Source organism: Lentiprolixibacter aurantiacus (genome assembly GCF_026241225.1).
Taxonomy (GTDB): domain Bacteria; phylum Bacteroidota; class Bacteroidia; order Flavobacteriales; family Flavobacteriaceae; genus Lentiprolixibacter; species Lentiprolixibacter aurantiacus.
Genome location: NZ_JAPFQP010000001.1, coordinates 15,488 through 40,930, shown reverse-complemented (window position 1 = coordinate 40,930; position 25,443 = coordinate 15,488). Strand labels below are relative to the sequence as shown.

23 protein-coding genes are annotated in these 25,443 nt (G+C 45.2%); 11 read left to right on the top strand and 12 right to left on the bottom strand.

Translation table 11 applies throughout. From position 1 onward, the window contains the following. Positions 1–60: 60 nt before the first annotated feature. A complete protein-coding gene (locus tag OO016_RS00160) occupies positions 61–1,005 on the top strand; it encodes a GSCFA domain-containing protein (protein WP_266009931.1) in 945 nt (314 codons plus the stop codon). A gap of 66 nt (positions 1,006–1,071) precedes the next feature. Continuing rightward, positions 1,072–2,790 (top strand): M1 family aminopeptidase, encoded by a 1,719-nt coding sequence (locus OO016_RS00155; RefSeq protein ID WP_266009930.1) that lies wholly within the window; start codon positions 1,072–1,074, stop codon positions 2,788–2,790. Here OO016_RS00155 and OO016_RS00150 read toward each other — a convergent pair. The 3 genes from OO016_RS00150 to OO016_RS00140 all read right to left on the bottom strand — a co-directional run bounded on the left by OO016_RS00150 (position 2,774) and on the right by OO016_RS00140 (position 5,489). After that, positions 2,774–4,528 (bottom strand): aromatic amino acid hydroxylase, encoded by a 1,755-nt coding sequence (locus tag OO016_RS00150; RefSeq protein ID WP_266009929.1) that lies wholly within the window; start codon positions 4,526–4,528, stop codon positions 2,774–2,776. The two genes, OO016_RS00155 and OO016_RS00150, sit on opposite strands and share 17 nt — an antisense overlap. 139 nt (positions 4,529–4,667) lie before the next feature. Next, a complete protein-coding gene (locus OO016_RS00145; protein WP_266009928.1) occupies positions 4,668–5,258 on the bottom strand; it encodes a DUF4136 domain-containing protein in 591 nt (196 codons plus the stop codon). Positions 5,259–5,330: 72 nt separating this feature from the next. Next, the gene (locus tag OO016_RS00140) at positions 5,331–5,489 is read right to left on the bottom strand and encodes a C1orf53 family protein (RefSeq protein WP_266009927.1); all 159 of its coding nucleotides are present in this window, start codon (positions 5,487–5,489) and stop codon (positions 5,331–5,333) included. Positions 5,490–5,684: 195 nt separating this feature from the next. Between OO016_RS00140 and OO016_RS00135 the strand changes: the two genes are divergently transcribed. The 4 genes from OO016_RS00135 to hemL are packed head-to-tail and all read left to right on the top strand — an operon-like array spanning position 5,685 to position 9,032. Then, complete coding sequence (locus OO016_RS00135; protein WP_266009926.1) at positions 5,685–6,014, top strand: hypothetical protein; 330 nt, start codon at positions 5,685–5,687, stop codon at positions 6,012–6,014. A gap of 14 nt (positions 6,015–6,028) precedes the next feature. After that, positions 6,029–6,934 (top strand): 1-aminocyclopropane-1-carboxylate deaminase/D-cysteine desulfhydrase, encoded by a 906-nt coding sequence (locus OO016_RS00130; protein ID WP_266009925.1) that lies wholly within the window; start codon positions 6,029–6,031, stop codon positions 6,932–6,934. Further along, positions 6,931–7,737 carry a glucosaminidase domain-containing protein gene (locus tag OO016_RS00125; protein ID WP_266009924.1) on the top strand — a complete coding sequence of 269 codons (807 nt, stop codon included), beginning with the start codon at positions 6,931–6,933 and terminating at the stop codon, positions 7,735–7,737. The genes OO016_RS00130 and OO016_RS00125 overlap by 4 nt, the downstream gene beginning before the upstream one ends. A 5-nt stretch (positions 7,738–7,742) precedes the next feature. Further along, positions 7,743–9,032, top strand: a complete 1,290-nt coding sequence (gene hemL, locus OO016_RS00120; RefSeq protein ID WP_266009923.1) for a glutamate-1-semialdehyde 2,1-aminomutase — start codon at positions 7,743–7,745, stop codon at positions 9,030–9,032. A gap of 45 nt (positions 9,033–9,077) precedes the next feature. Here the strand turns inward: hemL and OO016_RS00115 are convergent, their stop codons facing one another. The 3 genes from OO016_RS00115 to OO016_RS00105 all read right to left on the bottom strand — a co-directional run bounded on the left by OO016_RS00115 (position 9,078) and on the right by OO016_RS00105 (position 12,540). Then, a complete protein-coding gene (locus OO016_RS00115) occupies positions 9,078–9,524 on the bottom strand; it encodes a DUF4890 domain-containing protein (RefSeq protein WP_266009922.1) in 447 nt (148 codons plus the stop codon). Positions 9,525–9,683: 159 nt separating this feature from the next. Then, entirely contained in the window at positions 9,684–9,845 is a 162-nt protein-coding gene (locus tag OO016_RS00110) for a hypothetical protein (protein ID WP_266009921.1), read from the bottom strand. A 187-nt stretch (positions 9,846–10,032) separates the two neighbouring features. Further along, positions 10,033–12,540 (bottom strand): zinc-dependent metalloprotease, encoded by a 2,508-nt coding sequence (locus OO016_RS00105; RefSeq protein WP_439649293.1) that lies wholly within the window; start codon positions 12,538–12,540, stop codon positions 10,033–10,035. 289 nt (positions 12,541–12,829) lie between these two features. On the opposite strand from OO016_RS00105, the gene OO016_RS00100 reads away from it, so the two are divergent. Both OO016_RS00100 and OO016_RS00095 read left to right on the top strand, forming a co-directional pair. Then, positions 12,830–13,462 carry a hypothetical protein gene (locus OO016_RS00100; protein ID WP_266009920.1) on the top strand — a complete coding sequence of 211 codons (633 nt, stop codon included), beginning with the start codon at positions 12,830–12,832 and terminating at the stop codon, positions 13,460–13,462. A gap of 361 nt (positions 13,463–13,823) precedes the next feature. Next, positions 13,824–14,237 (top strand): hypothetical protein, encoded by a 414-nt coding sequence (locus OO016_RS00095; protein ID WP_266009919.1) that lies wholly within the window; start codon positions 13,824–13,826, stop codon positions 14,235–14,237. A gap of 55 nt (positions 14,238–14,292) precedes the next feature. Here the strand turns inward: OO016_RS00095 and OO016_RS00090 are convergent, their stop codons facing one another. The 3 genes from OO016_RS00090 to lysS all read right to left on the bottom strand — a co-directional run bounded on the left by OO016_RS00090 (position 14,293) and on the right by lysS (position 19,036). Continuing rightward, positions 14,293–15,726, bottom strand: coding sequence for an SLC13 family permease (locus tag OO016_RS00090; RefSeq protein ID WP_266009918.1), 1,434 nt, complete (start codon positions 15,724–15,726; stop codon positions 14,293–14,295). Between the two features lie 73 nt (positions 15,727–15,799). Then, positions 15,800–17,200 carry a PKD domain-containing protein gene (locus OO016_RS00085; RefSeq protein ID WP_266009917.1) on the bottom strand — a complete coding sequence of 467 codons (1,401 nt, stop codon included), beginning with the start codon at positions 17,198–17,200 and terminating at the stop codon, positions 15,800–15,802. Between the two features lie 144 nt (positions 17,201–17,344). Next, on the bottom strand, positions 17,345–19,036 hold the full coding sequence (gene lysS, locus OO016_RS00080; RefSeq protein ID WP_266009916.1) for a lysine--tRNA ligase: 1,692 nt from the start codon (positions 19,034–19,036) through the stop codon (positions 17,345–17,347). A gap of 246 nt (positions 19,037–19,282) precedes the next feature. On the opposite strand from lysS, the gene OO016_RS00075 reads away from it, so the two are divergent. Continuing rightward, positions 19,283–20,197, top strand: coding sequence for a DUF302 domain-containing protein (locus OO016_RS00075; RefSeq protein ID WP_266009915.1), 915 nt, complete (start codon positions 19,283–19,285; stop codon positions 20,195–20,197). Positions 20,198–20,271: 74 nt separating this feature from the next. On the opposite strand, the gene OO016_RS00070 is transcribed toward OO016_RS00075, so the two are convergent. Both OO016_RS00070 and OO016_RS14410 read right to left on the bottom strand, forming a co-directional pair. Continuing rightward, complete coding sequence (locus tag OO016_RS00070; protein WP_266009914.1) at positions 20,272–20,796, bottom strand: thioredoxin family protein; 525 nt, start codon at positions 20,794–20,796, stop codon at positions 20,272–20,274. Between the two features lie 77 nt (positions 20,797–20,873). Next, positions 20,874–21,941 (bottom strand): response regulator transcription factor, encoded by a 1,068-nt coding sequence (locus OO016_RS14410; protein WP_304608057.1) that lies wholly within the window; start codon positions 21,939–21,941, stop codon positions 20,874–20,876. 89 nt (positions 21,942–22,030) lie between these two features. Here OO016_RS14410 and OO016_RS00060 point away from each other — a divergent pair, with 89 nt between their 5' ends. Further along, positions 22,031–22,186, top strand: coding sequence for a YqaE/Pmp3 family membrane protein (locus OO016_RS00060; RefSeq protein ID WP_266009913.1), 156 nt, complete (start codon positions 22,031–22,033; stop codon positions 22,184–22,186). Positions 22,187–22,205: 19 nt separating this feature from the next. Then, a complete protein-coding gene (gene lipB / locus OO016_RS00055; protein ID WP_266009912.1) occupies positions 22,206–22,934 on the top strand; it encodes a lipoyl(octanoyl) transferase LipB in 729 nt (242 codons plus the stop codon). Here lipB and OO016_RS00050 read toward each other — a convergent pair. After that, a complete protein-coding gene (locus OO016_RS00050; protein WP_266009911.1) occupies positions 22,931–25,384 on the bottom strand; it encodes a hypothetical protein in 2,454 nt (817 codons plus the stop codon). The two genes, lipB and OO016_RS00050, sit on opposite strands and share 4 nt — an antisense overlap. Between the last annotated feature and the right edge of the window lie 59 nt (positions 25,385–25,443).

Genomic DNA, 25,443 nt, shown 5'->3' with positions numbered 1-25,443 from the left:
AGCAAGGGGAGCAGCTAGAGTACATTAACCTTTCTCCCGATTTAGGGAAAAGACCAATATATGGAATTACAGACCAGGATACCCCTGCATAAGGAATCACCTTCTATTGATTATGGGAGCAAGGTTTTGCTTCTGGGGTCCTGTTTTGCCGAGCATATTGGTGCTAAACTGGCCTATTATCAGTTTCAGTCCTGTATCAACCCCCTGGGAATTTATTTCCATCCAAAAGCTATTGAGGGGCTTATTCAACGCCTTGTGCGCGAACGGGCTTTTACCCGGGAGGATGTATTTATGCTCAATGAACAATGGCATAGTTTTGAAGCGCATTCCCGGGTAAGCCAAAATAGTGAAGAAGCACTTCTTGAAGTTCTTAACAAACAGCTCAAGGCAACTCAGGCGGCTATAACTCAGGCAACTCATATTTTTATTACCCTGGGTTCGGCCTGGGGGTATCAACTCAGGGAAAACGGCAAATGGGTGGCCAATTGCCATAAGGTTCCACAGAAGCAGTTTGCCAAAGTGCTGTGGGAGGTGGAGGATATTCAAACTTGTCTGGGCAGTATTATAGATATGATAGGCCACCTAAACACGGACGTCCAGGTGGTTTTTTCTGTTTCACCTGTGCGTCATCTAAAGGACGGTTTTGTGGAAAACCAGCGTAGCAAGGCACACCTGATTACGGCTGTACAGAAGCTCGTTGCCTCTGACAAGGTGTCTTATTTTCCCGCTTATGAGTTGATGATGGACGAACTTCGGGATTACCGTTTCTACGCTGTGGATATGGTGCATCCAAATGAATTAGCAGTTGATTACATCTGGGAAAAATTCAGGCAGTCGTGGATCGATGAGGAAGCCTATAAAGACATGGAGGAAGTATGTGCCATCAGAAAAGGAATGGCCCATCGTCCGAATTTTCCCGAAAGTGAATCACACCAAAAATTTTTACAGGCCCTACAACTGAGGACTGCCGCTATACAGGAAAGATACCCCTTCATGTCATTCTGATATTGAAATTTCTCGCATTTTTGTAACAGTCAGTTTTAGTATTCGTCTATTAACCAAACCGTATTCATGACTACATTCAACCTTGCCTTCAGGCAATCGCTGATCGTATTATTATTGGCCATTATTGTAGGATGCCAGAAAAAAGAACCATCAGACATACATTACACCATCAGCCCAGAGGTTAGGGATAGTGTTTCCCTTCTAAGGGTGCAATTAGAACTCGAACCGGATATTTCCGGGACTACCAGGATCAAATATGACGATAAGGCCTGGGGACAGGAAGATCTGTTCAATGCACTTGAGGAGGTTAATTTACTTTCACCGGTTGGGGGAGCAATGGAGATCAACAAGGACAGCAGCTGGATTTTGGTTAATCATAATGGTGAAGGTGGCCCTCTGGTTATTGAATACCTGCTAAAACAGGATTTTAGTCTGGAGGAACAACCCCGGGAATGCTACCGGCCTATTATTCAACCCGAATATTTTCACATCTTTTCCCATAATTTATTTATGGTTCCTGATTCCTGGGAGTCGGTTTCAAAAGAAACCCGCCAGGTATCTCTTTCATGGGAAGGATTTCCGGAAGATTTCGTGATACACAATAGTTTTGGAAGCAAAGAAAGAGTACAGCAATTGAATGACATATCTCTGGATAAATTTCACATGGCGGTTTTCGTTGGTGGGGATTTTCGTCTGATGAAAGGTGATATTAAGGGAAACAGGATTGTACTCGCAGTACGTGGAGACTGGATTCCCTTTACTGAAAACGAAGTTTTTGAAGTGCTGATGGAAACCCTGGAGGCACAGCGGAATTTCTGGGATGATCACAGTCAGGAATACTTTACGGTCACGTTGCGGCCGATGGCTATTGAAAGAGGTAGTGCCTTTCAGGGTTCGGGATTGACCAATTCTTTTGCCTGTCAGATATCCAACAATAAATACACCGAACTCAGTCAGATTATCTATTTATTTAACCACGAACTCCAGCATAACTGGACGGGGAATGCTATTAAGAATGACAATGAAGAAGAACAGTACTGGTTTAGTGAAGGATTTACGGATTACTATACCGCCAAGAACATCAGCAGATATGAAATAGGCGGCACAGAAAGAATGTTTTTTATAAAACAGCTCAACGAAACCATTAGAAACCTGTATACCTCGCCGGTTGTTGACGCTCCTAATTCGGAGATCAATTACGATAACTTCTGGGTAAATCAGGATTATGGCAAGCTAGCGTACTACCGTGGTGCTGTATATGCTTTTTTGCTGGACAATTTCATTTATAAAGAGACTAGTGGAGAGAAGAATTTAGATCAACTCATGCAGGGGATCCTGAAGGACGCTGTAAACGAAGGGCAAAAAGTCTCCCATGCTTATTGGTTGTCTGAACTTGAAGCCTATTTGGGTGCAGATGCCGGTATCTTTTTCGAGAAACATATTGTAAATGGTGAACCTTTTCCACTGAAAGAACTACTGAAAAAATTCGGGTACGAATTTGACCTGAACTCCCGGGTCTTCGATCTGGGATTTGAATTTTCGGAAGGCCGTAAGTCAGTCAAATCCATAGATGAAACTTCTGAGGCCTATAAAGCCGGGCTTAGGGAAGGAGACCAGTTTGTAACCTATAGCATTGAATACGGTAGTATAGAAAAACCGGTTTCCCTTGAAGTTAAAAGGGATGAGCAAAATATTTCTTTGAGTTATTTAGCCGTTAAGCAACTGTCCATTCCAAGGCTATTGGAGAGTCCGGCTAACCTTGCAAAACTCAGCTCGCTGCAGTAACTCCATCCACCAGGGCCAGACCGTCATCAATGAGGTGGCCTAATTTGGGATTGCGCTGTTTTACAGCTTCGAGATGTTCCGTAATTTCAACAGCAAAGTCATTATCCTGGTTCCTTCTTGCCAGTTCGTAGAGCTCTACCGATAGCAGCCAGTCGTCCGGGTAATTATCACACACCTCTTTAAATACCTTGTTCCGGGAAATGGTAGTGTTGGTCCCTTCGCGAAAATCCCGTATCTGTCCGTAAAGTTGCTCCAGTTTACGGCGCTCGGGAGATTTTTCAGGTTTGATGGTGGTGGACGATATTTTATGAGTCATCAGGTTAAAGCTGCTCAGGTCTGCAGGGCCATTAAAGGCAGCGACTACCTTTTCGCCTACGGCCATATTATACAGACCGAGTGAAGGTTCAAAAATGATATTGTCGCCGTGAGTCACCTTGCAGTCTTCAAATGTGATCAGGATGATCTCTCCCCTTAGGTTTCGCGTGCCCGTAATGATCTTGCCTGAAACCCTGATATTTCCCTCAAATTCAAGGGTAATGCGTTCTCCTTCATAGATATTGTAGGCCTTAAGGTCGCGCGGACTCATGTCCTCTATGGCGATATTGATTCCCTTCAGTTTGCCCACTGGCGTTCCGAAGCCGTTTGGGTGATGCTCTATACCGTGCCCTACAAGTTCCTTTTCGCGATAAGACAGGGCTGTTTCCCCTGCAGTCTGTATGTAGACAGGTTTGCCATCATGCTCAATTACGCTGTTAAACTTACCGGATATCTGCAGGCCGGTACTGAGCTCTACCGTTCCCAGATCTTTAGAGTCTATGAGCTTCTTTACACCGCTAAGTCCACCTTTTCTAAGAGACATGGTATTGGCAAATTCCTCCAGCACTTCGCTGAGGTAAGCAAAATCAGGGGTGACAAACAACTGGGGCTGTGGTTTTGTGATATCAAAGGATGTATGGGCAGCCTTGATGGAATAGAGTATCTTCTTTACTTCATCGGTCATGCACCAGGAGCTTTCCCCAATGGAGGAGAGCAGTCCGGCGCCATAGATCTTAGGATTTTCCAAAGTGCCTATAAGGCCGTATTCCACCGTCCACCAATGCAGGTTTCGGATCAGTGCCATTTCACTGGGTTCCCCCATGTTCTGTTGTAATTCTTCAATGTGCTGTTCTGCCTTTTCTATATCCTCTGCAGGGGTTCCGGGGGCCTCCTTGATTATCGAGAGGTAACGAACAGCTTCGTAGAGTTCAAAATCTTTTGCGCTGGAGATTGCCTTGCAGCCTATTTCCCCGAATCGCCTCAGGTATTCCGCGTATTCCGGATTCGCAATTATGGGGGCATGTCCTGCGCCTTCATGGATAATGTCTGGTGCCGGTGTGTATTCAATGTGTTCCAATTGCCTGATGTCTGAAGCAATTACCAGCACATTATAGGCCTGGAACTCCATAAAAGCGGCAGGAGGAATAAAACCATCTACCGCTACAGCTGCCCACCCTATTTCTTTAAGGATGCGATTCATCCCATACATATTGGGAATGTGGTCTATGGATATTCCTGTTTTTTCGAGTCCCTGTACGTACGACTTATGGGCTACTGTGCTGAGGTAATCCACATTTTTACGCATCACATAGCGCCATACGGCCTGGTCAATAGGGGAATAATCCTTGTAATCCTGGGGTTTGATGTATTGTCTCAGGTGTTGGGGGAGTTTATCCAGTATGGGGTTTGATTCGTAACGCATAAAGGCCTTTTTTAGGTTCGTAAAGGTACTAAAATCACCTCATATTTCCGTCGGATATGGCCCTGTTGAAAGGGATATGAGGCATTCCGTTTTTAGTGGAAGAATAAAAAAAGCCCTGACCAAAATCAGGGCTTAGAGCTTAATTATTTGCCAGTGTACCAGGCGGGTATTGTTGCATAATTTCAGAAACAAATTCCCGGATACGGGCTTCTTTCTTAGCGATATCCTTATAGGAAGCCAGGGTTCCTTCTCCTTTCCCTTGCCAGACCAGTTCTTTGGTAGAGGCATCGATGAGGTCAATGTAAAGCGATCCCTCGGTTCGGGTGCTTACACTGTTTCCACCCCAACCGGGTCCTCCCCACATCCATGGACTCCAGTAACCCCAGCCGGGTCCCCAGCCCCAGCCCCAGCCGGGTCCCCAGCCCCAGCCAAGGTTGTTGTAAACGTCCACACGTTCTTTTTCTGAGGTAAAAATGCTGATGAGAATATCAGGATCCTGCGATTTTACAAAGCCCTTGGCCATCATCTCCGTATCAATGGCTTTCAGGATTCGTTTCTTGTCAAGATCAGAAATCTGTGCTTTGTCAATACCTGTTTTGTAAAAGGCATAGGATCGATACATTTGGAAGTCTGCCTCCCGGTCGTAATCGGCCGCAACGCGAACTGTGCTGCAGGAAGCGAAAAGCAGCAATGCCAGTACGGGTAAGGCCAGTAATTTGAATTTTTTCATAACACGTTAATTTTTTGGGTTGCCAACAGAACATATATTAAACAGCAAATATCATGCCGAAAGGCTTGTATTTTATCCCTTTCTGCCCTTTTTTGAAAAGCCATAAGGGCAATGCCTGCAGCCGCTCTCGCAACAGTAGCCTCGCTTGAGCAGATATTGTTCGGTAAATACCCGGTATCCTTCTTTGGAAAGGTAAAAATCACCTTCTTCAAGGGGGATAATCTTCTTCACAACAATAGTTTAAACGCCTAAAATGCGCTACTCAAAAATACGATAATTAGCGCAATTATGCTGATGTATTTCCATGGTCATCAGGGTAATCGTTATGACATTGCAGTGAGGATTCATCAATATATTGACATTTTATCGTTTCTGTCATACAGCAGAAGTTAATTTCACGTTATCTTTAAAATATCCGGTAAAATCATGATCCTTATCCTCCCGTTTATATTCGTCAGAAATTATGTAGGTGTTACCTTATGGCCCTTTATAGTGCTTAAGGAAGATAAATTGAAGCAGGACGAGGTCCTGGTCAATCACGAGAAAATACATCTCAGGCAACAGCTAGAGCTGTTTATTGTTCCGTTCTATTTGTGGTATCTGTTGGAATGGTGCGTGCGATGCTACATGTACCGGGATGCTTACCTTGCCTATCAAAACCTGAGTTTTGAGCGTGAAGCTTATTCGCACGAGGGCGATCTCAATTATCTCAATTCCCGGAATCCTTACAGCTTTATTAAATATCTTTGGTCCTGAAATGGCGCTGAAACTTGGATATTCCAAATCAAAAAATAGAACTACCCATACTTGAAGAACACGGAGTAACCCTCAATATTAAGAGGGAAGATCTTATTCACCCGCTTGTATCCGGGAACAAGTACCGCAAACTAAAATACAATTTGCAGGCAGCGCGGGAAGGAGGATTTGATACCCTCCTAACATTTGGGGGGGCTTATTCCAACCACATAGCGGCAACCGCTTTTGCAGGGGCCGAAAATGGCCTGCGTACCATTGGTGTTATTCGGGGGGAAGAGCTGGAATACGTCTGGCAGGATAACCCTACATTACGGGAGGCTCACCGGACAGGCATGCACTTCCATTTTATGAGCAGGAAGGATTACCGGCAAAAGACAACCACGTCAATTCTGGATAAATTGAAAGAGCGCTGGGGGAAATTCTACGTCCTGCCGGAAGGAGGCACCAACATCCTGGCAGTTAAGGGTTGCGAGGAAATATTGAAACCTCAGGACGCGCATTTTGATTTTATAGCCAGTTGCGTGGGTACGGGGGGCACATTGGCCGGATTGATCAATTCTGCCCGGCCCCATCAGGAGGTTCTGGGATTTCCTGTATTGAAGGATGAAGGATTGAAGGAGGATATTCCTACTTTTGTAAAACGAGGCCAATGGCGATTGATCTGGGATTACCATTTTGGTGGATACGCCAAAGTATCCCGTGAGCTGGTCACTTTTATTAATGATTTCAGGAGGAAAACAGGGGTTTCCCTGGATCCGATCTATACTGGAAAATTACTGTACGGTATAATTGACCTGATTGGCAGGGGCAAATTTAAGACTGGTACAAATATACTGGCCATTCACAGTGGTGGCCTGCAGGGTATAGCAGGGATGAATAACGTATTAAAGAAAAAGAATTTACCGTTAATTGAGGTATGAGAAAACTATTTTGGTTACTGGGGGCATTGCTTGTTTTACAGGCATGTGGTACCAAGAAGAGGACATTTGCAAGCAGCGATAAAGCCCAATCAAAAAAACAGCGTAATACATCCGGGTATCCCATGCCGGAGGACAGTGGGAAGTTTGTGGTTTACGATATCAATTCTGTTGAAGAATATATAGAGACCTTTGCGGATGTGGCCAAGCTCGAAATGAAAGCTTACGGCATCCCGGCGAGCATTACACTTGCCCAGGGTATTCTGGAGAGCGGTTTTGGAAAAGGAGAGCTCACCCAAAAAACAAATAACCATTTTGGCATAAAATGCCATACCGGTTGGGATGGGGAATATGCCTTTCACGACGATGACAGCAAAGGTGAGTGCTTCAGAAAATACAACCATCCCATGTACTCCTTCCGTGACCACAGTATCTTCCTTTCCAGCAGATCGCGCTACGCTTCCCTGTTTCGACTCAGGAGGGACGACTATAAAGGCTGGGCAAGAGGTCTAAGGGCTGCAGGCTACGCCACTGACCGGAAATATCCCCAAAAGCTTATTGGCTTTATTGAGAGATACCAGCTATATAAATTTGACCGAGAGGTCCTGAGGGAAGGCTATGCTGTAGCCCCCCCCTCAAAGGAATACGAGTATAAACTTTATGTGGTGCAAAAAGGGGATACGCTATATTCTATTTCCCGGCGCTATTTTGTACCTGTTGAAGAACTTATGGAGCTAAACGATATGCAAAGCAGCCATCTTTCTATAGGACAGGAACTAAAGATCAAGACCGAAAAACTCAGATAATTTCAATGATATACCAAAGAAGCAGCGCCTTGTTCAGGGAGGCGCAAACCTACATTCCGGGAGGGGTAAATTCACCAGTAAGGGCCTTTAAGGCGGTAGGAGGAACCCCCATTTTTGTAAAGGAAGCCAAAGGGGCCTACCTGTACGATGAGGATGGCAACCAACTTGTAGATTACATAGCTTCATGGGGTCCCATGATCCTGGGCCATGCATTCGAACCCGTAATCGAGGCGATTACCGATCGGGCCCGCAAGGGTACTTCCTTTGGAATGCCAACGGAAATAGAGACCACACTCGCTAAGCTGGCGGTGGAAATGGTTCCCAATATCGATAAGATACGTTTTGTAAACAGCGGTACGGAAGCCTGTATGTCGGCCGTCAGGCTGGCCCGGGGGTACAGTGGAAAAGAAAAGATCATCAAATTTGCCGGTTGTTACCATGGGCATGCCGACGCCTTCCTGATTCAGGCGGGGAGTGGAGCGGTAACCTTTGGCAGTCCGAGCAGCCCCGGAGTAACCCAGGGAACGGCTAAAGACACCTTGCTTGCCCGTTACAACGACCTGGAAAACGTAGAAGCCCTGGTCAAAGCGAATGCTGAGGAAATAGCCGCAGTTATCATCGAGCCCGTTGCCGGTAATATGGGCTGTATACCTCCGAGCCCGGATTTTATAAAGGGACTGCGCGAGCTCTGTACACAACAAAACATACTGCTGATTTTCGATGAGGTAATGACGGGATTTCGCCTTGCTCCGGGAGGTGCACAGGAATACCTGGGCATAAATGCGGACATTCTCTGTTTTGGAAAAGTAATTGGAGGCGGCCTACCTGTAGGGGCCTTCGCTGCCCGTGAGGAGATCATGAAATTCCTGGCCCCGGAAGGACCCGTTTATCAGGCGGGGACCCTGAGTGGAAATCCACTTGCCATGAGCGCCGGACTGGCCATGCTGAGCACATTGAACGAGAAGGGGGAAATATTCGGAAGCCTGGAGAAAAAAACGACCTACCTGCATGAAGGTATTGCCGGGGTTCTGGAATCACATGGGATTATTCATCAGATAAACAGGGAAGGTAGTATGATCTCGGTTCATTTTACCGAAGATCCTGTGGTTGATTTTGACAGTGCGAAAGCCGGGGATAATGAGACCTTCAAACGTTATTTCCACGGAATGCTCAAACAGGGCATATACCTGCCGCCAAGTGCATATGAAAGCTACTTCCTGAATGATGCCCTCAGTTACGATGACCTCGACGCTACAATAAAGGCCCTGGAGCGTGTTGCCCCGGATTTAAAATAGAAAAAGGGCCATCTGTAACAGATGGCCCTGGATTTACCATTTGCTTTACCTGCCCATACGGCGGTGCCCATGCCTTTTAGAACGGGAATTTTTCTTTCTGTGCATTTGCATGCGTTCCCACTTTTCGTATTGAGACTGGTTGAGGATCGATTTCATCTGTGCTTTAAAAGCGATCATGCTATTTAGCCGGTCCAGTTCATGCTCATAGCGCTCTTCTGTGGAAACAGGCTTTTCGTCATTTCCTTCGCGTCTAGCCTTCATTTCAGCCCGTCTGGATTTCCGGAGTTCCTGCTGTTCCAGATTGAGCTTTTGTACCTGTCTTTGCTGGCTGTCTGTCAGATCGAGGGCAAGAGCCATTCGTTTGGTCTTCAGGACGGCCATTTGTTCTGCCGTTAAATCACTGTGCTTCTGCTTATGCATACGCGGCCTCATTTCCTGAGCACTCAGCAGCACACCTGTAAGCAGCGCCAGGGTTAAAATCAGTTTTTTCATGTGTTTACTTTTTTGATTCACAGATTAGACCGGGAATTTCCAAAAAGGTTTAACTGATATTGCGCGATAGGCGGGAAACTTTTGCTGTATAAAAAAAGAGTGTGATTTGATCACACTCTTTAATATCGCATATAATTGTTTGGGGAAAAAAGGTTGGAATTATTTTAATTCCATATACTTTTCAGTAGGATTTTCGTTTTCTGCCAAAGGCCTTTCCATCTGTTGATCTATTTCATCCGAATGCTGTTCGGTAGTGTAGTACAACATTATTGCTACAAGTAATCCTAAAAAATACATCAGGCTTTTGATTTTGCAGGCCATGGTTATTGAGATTTGTTTCCTCCAAATTAGAATAATTTCCCTCTATATTTTGAGGTTTGTGGTGTAAACCAGCCCATTTTGTTGTGAAATGAACTGGTATTGTGGTAAAAACGATCCCGAAGGATCGTTTTTTTATACCACTAATTACCTTTCATCCGCGAAAGGATACTTTTTGTCTGATTGAGACCTAGCTGGGGTCCAGAATATTGTCGATGCGCTCCATAACATCGCGCAGATGGTAAAGGCTCATAGTATCTCCTGTCCTGCCTATTGCGGCCCTAACGTTGCGCTTCAGGTTGTTCAGTTCGGCACGGGCAATGGAACGTATGTCTGACTGGCTGGTATTTACAGCAGTAGATTTTCTGTATCCCCCAAAGTCTGGTAACTTGCGTTGGTTCTCCGCTGTCATGAGGTATTCCAAACGGTCTATGTGCGCTTTCTGTAGATTCCTTCTATAGGTGTCAATAGACCTTCCGGTGCGAAGCTCAGACCAGATGCCGTTGCGCATGTCGCGCATCATTTCCATAAGGGTATAGGCGTCACGGCCGTTCAGGGCTTCATTCTCAATTAACCTGGCCATCTTGCCAAGGCTCATTACATTATTGAGGGCCCTTACCTGCATACCTCTAATCCTTTCTATAAAACCGGAATACTGTATCTTACCAAACAGCTCCTTATCCAGAAGCCATTCCGGTGTTGCAAAAAGTTGCTCCTGCAGGAAGTCCATGCAGGCCTCCTGGTGCTCTTTGGGAACATGGGTGTACACGGCACCTTCCTGCTCATAAGTCTTATGGTATTCGTAAACCCCGCCTATATTGTTGCCTACGTGTCCCATATAACGATTGAACTGCCCAATTACCTGACCGTATAAAGTTTCCAGATCGTCATAGTTCTTTCCTTCTTCAAAGGTCCACTCTGTAAGATTGGGTACAATACGCTTCAGGTTAGCAATACCATAAAGGCTTGCTTTTACGGCGTTATCCCCGAGATCCTCCGTCTGTGAGCTTGGATCAACCACATCTCCAACCTGCTGGTGCCCAAATCGGTAAAGAGGGTCACCGGCATGCTCCAGGATCCATTGATCCAGAACTTCTTTTTCTTCTTCAGCTGATTTATCCAGAATAGGCCTGTACCCCCAGGAAATGGCGTACTTGTCATAAATCCCAATGTTAGGCATCAGTGCCACCCCATCGTCCCCGGGCTGGGCCACATAGTTGAACCTCGCATAGTCCATGATGGAGGGAGCGGTTCCGTATTTTTTAGTGAATTCTGCAGATCTCAGGGAGTCAACAGGGTATGCTACACTGCTTCCCATGTTGTGCGGCAATCCCAGGGTGTGACCTACTTCGTGGGCAGAGACAAAGCGTATCAGCCTTCCCATTACCTCATCTTCGAAGGCAACCCCACGTGCTTCGGGGTTGATAGCTGCCGTTTGTACAAAGAACCAGTTTCTCAACAGGGTCATTACATTGTGGTACCAGTTAATATCGGACTCCAGGATCTCACCACTCCTTGGATCACTAACGTGTGGTCCGTTTGCATTAGGAATAGGCGAAGCCAGATAACGGACTACAGAATAACGCACATCCTCAGGTGACCATTCCGGATCTTCTTCAGGGGTTGGAGGATCCATGGCTATGATAGCGTTTTTGAAACCTGCTGCCTCAAAGGCTACCTGCCAGTCTTCAATTCCCTGCTTAATGAAGGGAACCCATTTTTTAGGCGTTGCCCGATCAACATAGTATATAATCGGTTTTTTGGGCTCAACCAATTCGCCTCTTTTGAACTTTTCAATGTCTTCATCCTTTACTTCAAGTCTCCAGCGGTCCAGGTAGCGAACGGTTTTGCTTTCCTGAGCTTCGAGGCCATAATCTACCTGGCCACGTGCAAACCAACCCACACGCCTGTCGAAATACCTGCGCTTCATAGGTTCTGCAGGGAGCAGGATCATAGAGTTGTTGATTTCAATAGAAATAGATCCTACACTTCCATTAGAAGGGGCACTTGAGGCATTATAGGTCTTAACGTGGCGCGCTTCAATATTTAAAGGGTAACTTTTTATACTTTCAATAAAGCTTCGTTTCTCGTCCTGCCGGGTTACTTTATATTGTCTTCTGTAGCGATCCGGCATACCCAAAGCCTTGACGTCTTTCATGAAAAGATCATTAACGTCTATCACAGTAGCCGGGTTGAGGGAATCCTTTTTAAAAGCCTTGATGTCAAATGCGTAAAGGACGGGTTCAAAATTTGAATTAACGACTGCCTCATTTACCGGAAGTGAATCTGCGGCAACTACATTATGGCTTACAACACGCAACAGCACCTTATTCGGTTTTTTCTCCCAGCGAAGCACCTGTGTATTGATCTTACCTCCCCCAAAGCCTATTCCGGAAGCCGTTTTGGATATTCTGCTAACCATTAACATCTCCCTGCCAAAGAGGCTGTCTGGTATTTCATAAAAGAATTTGTCGTCTACTTCATGAACATCGAACAATCCCTTATCTGTTTTAGCATCTTTGGTAATTACTTTGCTGTAGGGTTGAATCTTGTCTTTTTTTCCATTGCCATTGGGTTTGGCACTGGCCTCGGTTTTGGCCTTCTTTTTCTTTTTGAAAAGTTGCGCCTGGGCCTGAGGGCCTGCCATAAAAGCAACTAGAATAAAAGTTGTGATTTTGATAATGTGTCTGTGGGTCATAAGCTGTATTTTTTTGTAAAAACGGTTTCAAATAACTGAAAAATAAATGGATTCTACTGTTAAGAAAATCATAAGTAGATCGATTCCTGCTAATATATCTATAAGATTATAAATAATTGAAAATCAATTATATAAGATATTTTTTTTAAACTATCCGGACCTGTTTAAATCTCATAATTAGCTGTTAAATCGTAACGAAATCTGTAACAAACTTGTTTTTGTTCCGTCTTATAATCAAACAACAATTAATAAACGCTGAACCGACAAGGCAAGCAATCAACTAATTAAAATGAACAAGTTATTACTAGTATGTGGATTGGTTATGTTAAGCACAACCACCACGCCGCAAGAACAAAACGCCACAGCAGAGTGCACTTATCAGGAAGTGGCTTTGGGTGTAAATGCGGAAGTAAATGTCATCGAAGTTCACACTAGCGAAGCGGCTACTTTCATAACAGCGCCCAAGTTGATAAGTAAGAACCTTACCAATTCCACAGCTGAATTGGATCTGAATGAGATCGTCTTTATCGAGGAAGAAGAAATTATTGATCTTGGATTTGATACCCGTGACTATTTACCAGAAGGTTTTAACGCAAACGAGGTATATGTTAACCTGGACAATATAATCTACATAGAGGAAGATGAATCTGACCTGGGATTTGATACCTCAGTATACCTGCCAGATAATTTTAACGCTTATGCGGCTCCGGAAGGTATAGAAGGAATCAACTACATGGAGGAAGAAGAGGTAATTGACCTTGGATTTGATACCGCGGCCTATCTGCCCGAAGGCTTTAACCCATACGAAACCTATGTGTTCAATCTGGACTCCGTGGAGTATATCGAGGAGGATGAAGAGATAGAGTTTGATTTCAATCCGGCCGATTTTTTGCCTGAGGGATTCGATCCCTACGCCATATAGAAAGTATACGATAGAATACAATCTCATTTTCTATCAGTATTTTGAATTAGTCAGCAATAAAGCCCTGTTTCAGGGCTTTATTTTTTTTAGGTCTGAATGATTGGATCCGGACCAACAATCCAGCGTTTTAACAAAAATTTAACACGAATTTGCAAGAAATCAACTTGGCAATACCTTTCGAGTTTTGATGCTGCCTCGGCAAGGTTTTGATGCTTCCAATGAGAACTTCGCAATGTTTGATCTGAAATGTTAAGAAGCCCATTTTTATTATTGTTTTAAGCAATTGTTAAGGTATTCAGAAGGACAATAATTACCCTGAAAAGGGGTTGTATCTTTGTACCAAATTTTAAATTAAATCGAAATGAGAAGAGAGATTTTAACAGGAATTTTGGGGCTTGTCTCTACAGTGTTGGCCTTGGGAGCACAGACTGGGAATTCTCCAAAAATTATAAATCAGAATGTAACCGAACCTGTCATCTTTATAGAAGAGGTAAGTCCGGTTAACTTAGGGTTTGATACGGCATTGTATCTGCCCGAGGACTTTAATCCCTATGCACACCCTGAAAACTTCATGGATGTGTCCTTTATTGAGGAAGAGGATAAAGTAGAGCTAGATTTTGATGTGCAGGAGTATTTGCCCAAATACTTTAATCCCTACAAAAAGTATTTCGACCTCAATAGCATTGAATACATTGAGGAAGAGGAAGAAATTGAGTTCGACTTTGAGATCAGGCATTATCTGCCTGAGGGATTCAGCGCAATTTCAGCTTCTTAATTCCTTTACAAGTTTATTGAATTAGTGACCCGGCTATTAAGCCGGGTTTTTTTATTTAAAAAAGTAAGGGAACTATATACTGAAATAGCAGGATCAAAAGACCAACCGAGATCAGGTTGAGTATGATACCCACCCTCGCCATCTGGTGTACTTTGATATATCCACTGGCAAAGACGATAGCGTTGGGGGGTGTGGCCATGGGTAGCATAAAGGCACAGCTGCTGGCTATGGTTACGGGGATTAGTAAATAGAGCATAGGAATGTCCAGGCCTATGGCTATCCCTGCCACTACTGGCGCCAGGACGGCAACCAGGGCAACATTACTCATGAGTTCCGTCATAAATAACATCAGCAATATCAACAGGGAGGCTGTAAAGAGTATGCCAATTTCACTGCTGGCAATGGCCTCAGACACTATATCCACAATTCCACTGGCAGACATACCCTTGGCCAGTGCCAGTCCGCCCCCGAACAGCAGGAGTATCCCCCAGGCCAGTCGCTGCGTATCCGGCCATTTGAGGATAAAATCACCTTTTTTATAATTATAGGGAACGGCAAACAGGGCAATTGCGCCCGCAACACTAATAATCGTATCAGACAATCCCAGTCCGGGTATTAGTTTATTGATTAAGGTCCTGAAGATCCAGAAGAAAACGGTAATACCAAAGATTACCAGCACCATTTTTTCCCTTCCCGAAGTAGGACCCAGTTTCTCCAGTTCCTGACCAATTACCTCACGGGACGCCGAAAACGCCAGCTGTTTATTGGGGAACATCCATTTTACCAGAACCAAATAACAAATACCCACAAGAATAATCGAAAAAGGGAGACCAAGAGTCATCCATTTCAGGAAGGAAACCTCAATATTATACTCATTTTCCAGCAAACCAATAAGAACAGAGTTAGGCGGTGTGCCAATAACGGTGGCAATACCCCCGGCATTGGCAGAAAAGGCAATTCCCAGCATAACGCTGAGTGCAAAATTCTGGTCGTTTTTGGTAAAGCCATCAGCATCGTTGATCAGAAGGCTAATGACGGACATGGCTATGGGGAGCATCACTACTGTGCTGGCCGTATTGCTGATCCACATGCTTAGGGATGCCGTGGCGATCATAAAGCCCAGGACCACCCTGTTTGGTGTTGTCCCCGTTACACGTATGATATTAAGGGCTATGCGCCTGTGAAGGTTTACCTTTTCCAGGGCCAGGGCCAGTACAAAGCCACCGAAAAAAAGGAAGATAATGGGACTCCCGTAATTGGCTCCCACATCGGCGATGGGCATTACCTCAAGAAGGGGAAATAAAATCAAAGGCAGCAATGCGGTGACCGATATGGAAACCGCCTCGGTAATCCACCAGATGATCATCCATGCCGCCACGGCAATTACAGCGTTTGCCTGCTCATGTCCTTGAAGAAGCCCGGGGAGATTGATGATCAGAATAAAAAGCAACGGGCCTGCTACCAGTCCCACTTTCCTGCTCAGACCCATAGGTTGATTTTAGGGTCTAATCTATAGTTTTTCGCTTGTTTTTAAAAATGGATGAGAAAGATTGCATGTATGGCTAATTCTGCAGGGAGATCAAATTCAGGTCGGTATCTGTGCTTCCATAGAAGGTCTTGATCCGCGCATTATCTTCATAACCTGCTACAAAAAACAGGGAATCGCCATACCGAATTATTTCCGGCAGGTACTGTCCGCCGTACTTGAGTTCTGTGAGCAGGGATCCGGCAGCATTATATTTTTTGAGGTAATCCCGGGCAGATATTACAAAGCTATCGCCCAGGCCAACCAGCGCCTGGTTGTTGGGTGTGCCTTCAAAGTGCTGACTGAAAAGCGTAGTCCCGTTTGCATCTGTGAGCCATAGTTCACCCATGGCATACATGGCCAGGTTGCCGTTGGAAAGTTGTGCAATATGGAAGCTCCCATTCAGATCATCACTTGCATCGACAACCCCGGTAAGTGCAGTTTCATCAAAGACCACATGATGGGTCAGGATAAAGGAGGCATCCAAAAACAACAGAACAGGATAATAATCTGCAATGTAGGGAGGAGCCATATTGGTTTTGAAAACCCCTCCAAAGGCTACATAGCCGCCTTCTATAGCGATCATATCCCCGATTGTTGCATTGTCATAACCGGGAACTGGAAGGGAAATGACCTGAAAGGCATCTCCATTGCTGTTTCGGATCTCTATGGCGGCCTGATGAAAATCTCCGGGTTTTTCCGTGCCGTAATACAAATAGTTGCCTTCTGCCTCCAGGACTCCGTAGCTGTGCTTTTTAGCCGATTGGATGCCATTTAGGAATGCCCAGTTCATATCATAACTCACCTCCTGCGTCCCATAGAGGCTGTTGAGGGTCCTTGAGAACACAAAATTCTGTTTGCCGCTGGGGAAGAAATTCACAAAAGCAGAGTTGCTGTTGTAGGGTTTGTCTGCCAGGTACTGTCTTTCCGAACTCAGGTCCTCTGACAGTTCACGGTAGTAGAATTTAGAGCCTTCAGAACCCACTTCATCTTGCAGCAGTTCTATATAGTAAGGTTTCCCGGAAATAGGATTAATGCTCAGTTCCAGAGGTGTTGAAGAGAACCCTTCTGCAATATCCGGGTAAAAGTAAAATCCATCATTGGATACTACCCTGACCTCCTCCTCAAAGGAGCTGGATTTTCCACTTTCGTTAGAAACCGTCAATGAAATGGCATAGGTGCCCGCTTCCTGATATGTGATGACAGGATTTTCCTTTGTGCTGGCATCACCGTTCCCGAAATCATAGAGAAATTTACTGGCCCCTTTGGAACAACTGGTTATTTGAAGGGTTTCACCGATGAGGATGGTTTCCTGGCTCATTTCAAAACAGGCTTCAAGAACCGCATCTTCGGGTAATGGGGTGTTTTCTTCAACACCGTTCTTGGAACAGGTGATCAGCAGGAAAACAGAAAATATTAGCAGGTAGTTTTTCTTCATATAGGCGAATTAGGGATTTCGCCCATATAAAACGTAGAATACAAGGCCTTTATTTCACCAAAGTACCGGGATTCGATGAACTGCATTCTCTATTAACATGCTGATTACAAGTAAGTTAATAAAGTCTTAAAAGAAACTCAGGGGTTATTCCTGCAAGACGCAGTTAAGGGTGTCTCCCTCCTTTACAACCTTTACCAGTCCTAGTTTTCCCAGGGCCTTGATTCCTTTGTCCCAGGCCTTGTTGCTAAGCCCGGAAGCAGCTTTCAGGTCTGCCAAAGGCATAGTTTTACTCGGTTTGAGGGTCTCCAGTATGGTTTTTTCGTTATCCCTGAGCTGAAGTGGTTTTTTTTCAGGACGCATCTGAGGGAAAAACAAAACTTCCTGAATGGAAGAATTGTTGGTAAGCAGCATCACCAGACGGTCTACCCCGATTCCAATACCTGAAGTAGGTGGCATACCATATTCAAGGGCTCTGAGGAAATCCTGGTCGATAAACATGGCCTCGTCATCTCCTTTTTCAGAGAGCCTGAGTTGCTCTTCGAAACGCTCCCGCTGGTCAATGGGATCGTTCAGCTCGGAATAGGCATTGGCAATCTCCTTGCCATTGATAATAAGCTCGAACCGCTCGGTAAGGGCCGGATTGCTTCGGTGCTCCTTTGTAAGCGGACTCATTTCTTTCGGGTAATCTATGATAAAGGTGGGCTGTACAAAGTGGGCTTCACATTTTTCCCCAAAAATTTCATCGATAAGCTTGCCTACTCCCATGGTCTCATCAACCTCTATTTCCAGTTTTCCGGCCACTTCGCGCAGTTCAGCCTCGTCCATGCCCGCAATGTCATATCCGGTGTATTTTTTTACGGCTTCCAAAATAGGAATCCTGGGGTATGGCGCCTTAAAATCGATCTCCTGATCACCCATCATAGTCTTCGTGCTCCCATTGGCATCCCGGGCAACCTTTTCGAGCAATTCCTCGGTAAGGTCCATCATCCAGTGATAATCCTTGTAGGCCACGTACAACTCCATAATGGTAAATTCCGGATTATGGGTCCGGTCCATACCTTCATTACGGAAGTCCTTGGAGAATTCATAGACCCCATCGAAGCCGCCAACTATAAGTCTTTTAAGGTATAATTCATTAGCAATACGAAGGTAAAGCGGTATATCCAGGGCATTGTGGTGGGTAATAAAAGGCTTGGCGGCTGCACCCCCTGGAATAGGCTGTAATACAGGTGTTTCCACTTCCAGGTACCCTTTTTCATTGAGGAACTCCCTTATGCTGTTGGTAATCCGGGTTCGCTTTATAAAGGTGTCCTTAACTGAGGGGTTAACTGCCAGATCCACATAGCGCTGGCGGTACCGCAGTTCCGGATCTGTGAATTCGTCATAGACATTTCCCCCGGCGTCTACCTTGGGCAGGGGTAAGGGGCGGAGGGATTTGCTCAGGAGGGTAAAGTCTCTGACCATAACCGTTTTTTCGCCCACCTTGGTTGTAAAAAGCTCTCCTTCAATACCAATAATATCCCCTATATCCAGGAGTTTTTTGTAAACCTCATTATAGAGGCTCTTGTCTTCCCCGGGGCAGATCTCATCGCGGTTAAAGTAAACCTGTATACGTCCTTCGCTATCCTGAAGTTCAGCAAAAGACGCCTTACCCTGTATCCTTCTTGACATCAACCTTCCGGCAATAACCACTTTTTTTCCTTCTTCATAATCCTGCCGTATTCCGGCTGAAGTGGTATCAACGGGGTATAGAGCAGCGGGATAGGGATCGATTCCCATAGCCCTGAGTTGCTCGAGTTTCTGTCTTCTTACGATTTCCTGCTCAGAAAGTTGCATCTCACAATGATTTGAGCCGCAAAATTACATTATTTAACTAAAGGCGAAAGCGGCTGATCAATTAAAGGTGCTTTTTGCTATCCATGCTATCCCTATTATGATAAAAATCATGAAAAATCAGCCCTCTGATCCCTTCTTTTGTAGGGTTGTAATGCATGCTATTGTCAGCTTCATTTACCATGCTGTCCTGTAGTCAATTACTGGAAAATCGTAAAGCACTGTTTAATTCATATAAATACTTTCAAAATGAAAAGTTTAATAGCAGGCATATTGCTTGTACTCGGCGGAAGCGTTAATCTGCTGGGACAGGAATTGTCACCCTACATTAAGGTAACTGAAACAACAGGATCCATTACCGCCCTGTCTGAAGGGATTATGGATGCACTCCGGCAAAATTCCTTTGAGGTATTGGGTACATATCAGCCAGCCAATAGCAAATCCCTCAAAGTAATTGCCTTTACGCGAAATGATCTAAAAAACACTACCGTTAAAGTGGCAGACCGAGGTGCTCTCGGTGCTGTGCTGAAGGTGGGACTTGTGGAAAAAGAAGGCCGGGTAACGGTTTCCTATACCAATCCTGATTATTTACTCAGAGCCTATCTGAGGGATGATTTTACCAGGCATCAGGCAATCTTTGATAAACTATCCAAAGACCTTAAAAAAGCGCTTACTTCCGTTGGGAAGGAATTTGTGCCCTTTGGTGGAACTGTGAAGGCAGATAAGCTGAAAAAATACCATTACAAGATTATGATGCCTTACTTCACAGACCCTATTAGCCTGGCAGAATATTCTTCCTTTAATCAAGGGTTGCGGATCATCAGGCAAAACCTCAAATCCGGGAAGGGAAATACCGTAAAGGTCTATGAACTGGTCTATCCGGATAAGCAAGTGGCTGTATTTGGAATAGGCTTGAAAAGTACAGAAGACGGTGAATCCCATTTCCTACCTAAGATAGGGGTTGAACATGCCGCGGCATTGCCCTATGAGATCATCCTTCAGAAAAATGAGGCGACCATGTTGCACGGCAAGTACAGGATAGCGTTGCACTGGCCGGATCTCACAATGGGTACCTTCATGAAAATTATGAGTACTCCCGGTGATATAGAAGATACGCTTGAGGGCTTATGCATCTCGTCTTCTGCTGATAACGATTCACGCTAAAACTTATTCAGTATTTTAGTTAATATAAAAGACCCTTCTAACGGAAGGGTCTTTTTAATTTATACACCTTGTACTTACTGCATTCCCAGCAGAATCTTCTCCATGTCCAATTCCAGGGTATTCAGTGGATATTCAACAATTCGGTCTACTTCCTTACCATTTTTAAGGAAGATGAAAGTAGGTACTCTGCTGATATTTAATCCCCACTCTTCACCACCCGGACTCTGCTTGTAGAATTCCCTCCTCTGATCCACAGCAACCAGTTTGACTTGTTCTTCGGGGAATTCTGCCACATCCAGAATTTTCATGAACCGTGGTACTTCCCTCTGACTGTCGCCACACCAGGTTCCCATAAAAACAAGGATGTGATACTTCTTAAGTTCTTCCTTAAACTGTGAAATACGGTCCAGATCAGGGAAATATTGGGAATAGTTCGTGGAATACCAGTTGGAATAGGAAGCCTGCCGTAGTGCATCCTCAGGGATACTTCCCAGAAGGATGCTGTTTCCGTTAGATAGTTCAATCTCTTTTACTTCGTCCTGGGCCGCCAGGGTTGTAACAAGTAACAATGCCAGGAACATGCTGAGTGTTGTTTTCATAGATCTGTGATTTGAATTTGATCCAAAATTCACAGAAATTCAGCTCCTCTGTTAGTGTTTCGGGGTGGATTTACCGACTAGTCCCCCGGTGGAAATTGTTGTTGCAGTTGCACTTTCAGGGCTTCACGATCGCCTACCCCGAGCTTTTTGTTCAGGTTGTTTATATGCGTCCGAACTGTGCTTACGCTTATAAACAGGGCATCGGCAATCTCCTTATTGGTCTTGTCTTCCAGCACATGCAGGGCTATTTTCCTTTCTTGCTGGGTTAATTTGGTAGGATCCGTTTCTACCGCCGTGCCCTTGCCGGGGATACGCCTGAACAGGTAGATATTAAGGAGGATAGAAATGACCAGTAAGGCGCCCAGGATCCAGATCAATAGTTCCTGCTTGTTGTTTTGAGGGTTTGATAGCAACCGATCGGTTAGGATTTCACGCTGGTACGCATTCGTAAAAGAGGCCCCCGGGTATTTAAGTTGCAGTCTGCCTAATAATTCCTGGTAATAGGGATTATCCCCTACTTCTTCCAGATAATAATCGTAGGTTTCATTAGTGCGGTCAGAAAGGAACCCATAAATATATAGTTCCAGTACAGGTTCCTGCAATGCTTCACCGTATTCCTGCCATTTCCGGAACCAGGTTTGGAGATTCAGGCGGGTATTTGCTTCGCTGCGCACTTCTGTGAAGTCCAGGATCATTTCTTCCTTCATAGCCTCAATTTCCAGGATCTTGTCTGATGCTTTGTTGGTAGACTCCACCGCGCAAAAAGGCTCATTGGCATAGGTAGCCGGAAAGGCCAGTGTATCGCGGTTATTGGCCAGGAAAAGTATGGACTGGTTATTAGGGCAATTTCCGAGGAAGTACTCATCCGGGCTGTTCTGATCCTGACATTCGTCTATATGGATGCGATACAGCCGGTTTTCAATAGAGAGGTTATTCCCCTCAAAAGCAAATCGCCCCAGGGAATCGGCTGTGGTTTTACGGATAATCTGGTCAAAATAGATGCGGGAGCTCCTGCGATAATCCTCCACCAGTGACAAGTAAACTGTACTGCCCGCTGATTGCTCTGCAAGTTCTCCCGTAAAAAGATATTGGGCCTCTGCCTGCAGGCACAGAAAAAAGCTAAAAACGAGTAAAAAACGAACCATATTCAAGAAGGCAGGATTAAATTTACAAGAAAATGTAACAAAAGCACATTTTAGGATACATATATAGTACATCAATCAACATACCCCAAATGAGTTTTTTAAGGGTCTTACTGGCCATTATATTTCCGCCCCTGTCTGTTATTGGCAAGGGATGCGGGTCTTTTATTATTGTTTTTCTTCTTACCCTATGCGGGTGGGTACCAGGTGTGATTGCGGCACTCATTATCCTTAATAATCCCAACTGAGCGTTGTATCTTTGCGGGAATGAACAAGCAGGTTACTTTTCAGGAACTGGGCTATCGCGACTACAAGGAAACATGGGATTACCAGGAGAACCTGTTCCAGCAAATAGTGGATACGAAGATCCGCAACAGGCGCGAGGGTTTACAGGAGCCTACACCTAATTATTTGCTTTTTGTTGAGCACCCTCATGTGTATACGCTGGGTAAAAGCGGCAATATTGAAAATTTGCTGGTTGCGGAAGCAGAGCTGGAGAAAAAAGGGGCCAAATTCTATAAGATCAACAGGGGAGGGGATATCACATACCACGGGCCTGGCCAGATCGTAGGCTATCCCATCCTGGACCTGGATAATTTCTTTACCGATATCCATAAATACCTCAGGCTGCTTGAAGAAATGATTATCCTCACCCTTGAGGAATATGGACTCAGGGGAGAACGTTCCGATGGGGAAACCGGCGTTTGGCTGGATGTGGGAACTCCTTTTGCGCGAAAGATTTGCGCTATGGGTGTACGTGCCAGCCGCTGGGTTACCATGCACGGGTTTGCATTCAATGTGAACACAGACCTGGGGTATTTCGATCATATGATTCCCTGCGGTATAAAAGACAAGGCTGTTACATCCCTCAATGTGGAACTTGGCAAAACCGAGCTCGATGTAGAGGAGGTTAAGCAGAAACTACTAAGGCATTTTGAAACACTGTTTGAAGCCAGGCTCTCCAAATCCGGCAGATCTGGTGATTTTCAGAATTAATTCATCCGATACAGGATGAGGTCATTTGCCTGCCCACTGGTTACCAGCTCCAGGTTCCGGTCGTTATCCACATCGTCCAAACGCATAGCATCTGTACCAAATACCGGAAATCCGGGAATGGACTTGGTCTGGCTGTCAAACAAATATACTTTTTCAGCTTGTAGGTCTGTTACGCTTACGTATATCTTATCGTAGAGATAAAATATCTTTGGGCCAGTGTAAACACCGAGGTCCAGGGTGATAGGCCTGCCTTTGATGGTGAGGGTATTTTCGCTAAGGGTGACCAGGGTTTTGCTGGTGGCATCAATCCGGTGAAGCGCATCCAGATTCAGCTTGCTGGCAGATAGTTTTCCTTTGGTATCAATAGAGTATAATCTACCTGAATTATCTGTAAATGAGAATTGGTTGAGGTACATATACACCGGATTTTCAGAGAATTGAAAGCGCTCGCTGACTGGTATGCGGGTCTTGCCTACCCGGTTCCGGATTTCCAGGGCGCCGTTCTCCAGCTGGAATACCAGGTAGTCTCTGCTGCCAATCCGGAAATGTTGGGGTTCCCTGAGCACTGGTGCTGCTGCCTCTGTGTAAGTATAGCCACTGACGATCTGACCACGTCGATTATACATATAGATTTTTCGGCCTTGAGTAACCACAAAGCGGTAATTCCTGTTATTCTCATAGTCAAAAACTGCCAATGGATTAAGGTTGCCCCCTTTGAACCGCATGTTGAAAGGGAGTACTTCTTTGCCATTCCTGTCTAGTACCAGGAACTGGTTATTGGTAGTAAAGGCTAGTTGAAGTCTGCCGTTCTTGTAGAGGTCAACCTGCTTAATTTCTCCCTGAATTCTGCTATCCAGCTGTTTTTTCCACAGTACTTTCCCTTCCCCAGATATCAGGTAGAGCTTGTTGGTTTCGTCCTGCACAACAATTTCTTTTTGGCGATTCCGGTGGTTGATGACAAATTGGGGAATAGTGGCCACCTCGGCATCGAGTTGCAGCCTGAATTCCTCAGAAGTGGTATTGCTTTCTGCTTTTTTGTTTATGCGATTGATAGCCATATTATTCAGTAGATGGCCTGAGCCGCTCAGCACCTGCCCCGAATAGACATAACCTTCGGGAAACAGGGAAAGGTTTTTTGGAGAGGTACCGGCAAATAAAGGTTCCTGCAACAGTTTCCCCATTCCTTCCGCATTGGCAGTAAATTGAAGGGAGGCCTCACCAGACTGTAAGTCTATGCTGTTCTCATAAAGACTGCTCATTTCAAAGACCATTCCCCTGTTATAGTCCTGTAGCAATAGTTCCAGTGAAGCGGAGGATTCGGCAAAAATAAACTGGTTTTCAATTCGGGTTGCAAACCGGGCATCAAACCCTTTAACAACCTTGTTGGTATAGGCATCCAAAAACTGTCCCTGACCAAGTTCCAGAATTTCACTGCCCTGGAACTGCCTGGAACCCACCTGCAAACTTTTCAGCAGGGTCTCAAGCCCGCTGGCATCAAGGAGATCCAAAACTACCCATCTTTGCTTGTTTTGGATGATCACCCCGGCTGATGCAACTGCGTTTAACAAACTTTGTTCTTCTTCATATAATTCAAGGGAATCCTGTGGAATTTCTGACGATAACAGAGCGGTATCCAAAATGAAACTAATGATGGCATCGCTTTGCAAGGGGGCCAGGGCAGCAATCCTGTTTTCCATGACTGTTCCCCGATAGTAGGAGGCCCAGGTCTGACCGGAATCCGGGATCATAACCACACCACTACCGGTTATTCCAGCCTTTCGGAACTCTAGGTCCATCACTTGCCAAATGGGTTGGACTGAGTCCACGGAGGCCTCTTCCTCCGTAAACGGGAAAAAATGCATGTAGGGATCAGGACTGGCTTTTCTGAAAAGGGAAGCCGAGCTCCTGTCGTTAGCAGCGCGCAGCAGTCGGGAAAGCTCCGCGTCTGCAGGTTGATCCTGTTTCAATATATTGCTGAGGACCTCAGGATGAAGGGACCAAAGTTTTATCCCGCCCGAAGTAGTTGAGTACCATGTCAGGGAATCCTGTAAATGCTTCCACAAGGCTACGCCATTTGATGAAACCGACTCACCAGGATCAGCTGCCGTGCTATCCTGTTCTGTTTTGTTGGTATTTACCCATGAAGCTATGAGCATTGCTTTTTTGTCTTTCCAATTTATGAGGCTTATCAGGGCGCTGCTATCGCTCTCCACATAATTAAGGAGGCCACCTGAGAGTTCTTCCGGGGTAAGCAGGGGATGAGCACTGATTTGAGACAGGTATTCGCAATTCCTCAGGTTGCTTTTAAAATTGGACAGGTTCCTTACCTGCAGCAACAGGGAGGCATCTTTTGGTATGTACCGGTGTAGATTTGTGTTTCGCTCTGTTCCGGGTGAGCAATTTATTATAAGTAGGGAGAGCAGGGCCAGGAAAAAGGGGTATCTAATCATAGCTGAACTTCAGTATACACAACAAAGGTAAAAAACTCTGTGGCCTGTTTGCTCCAGAT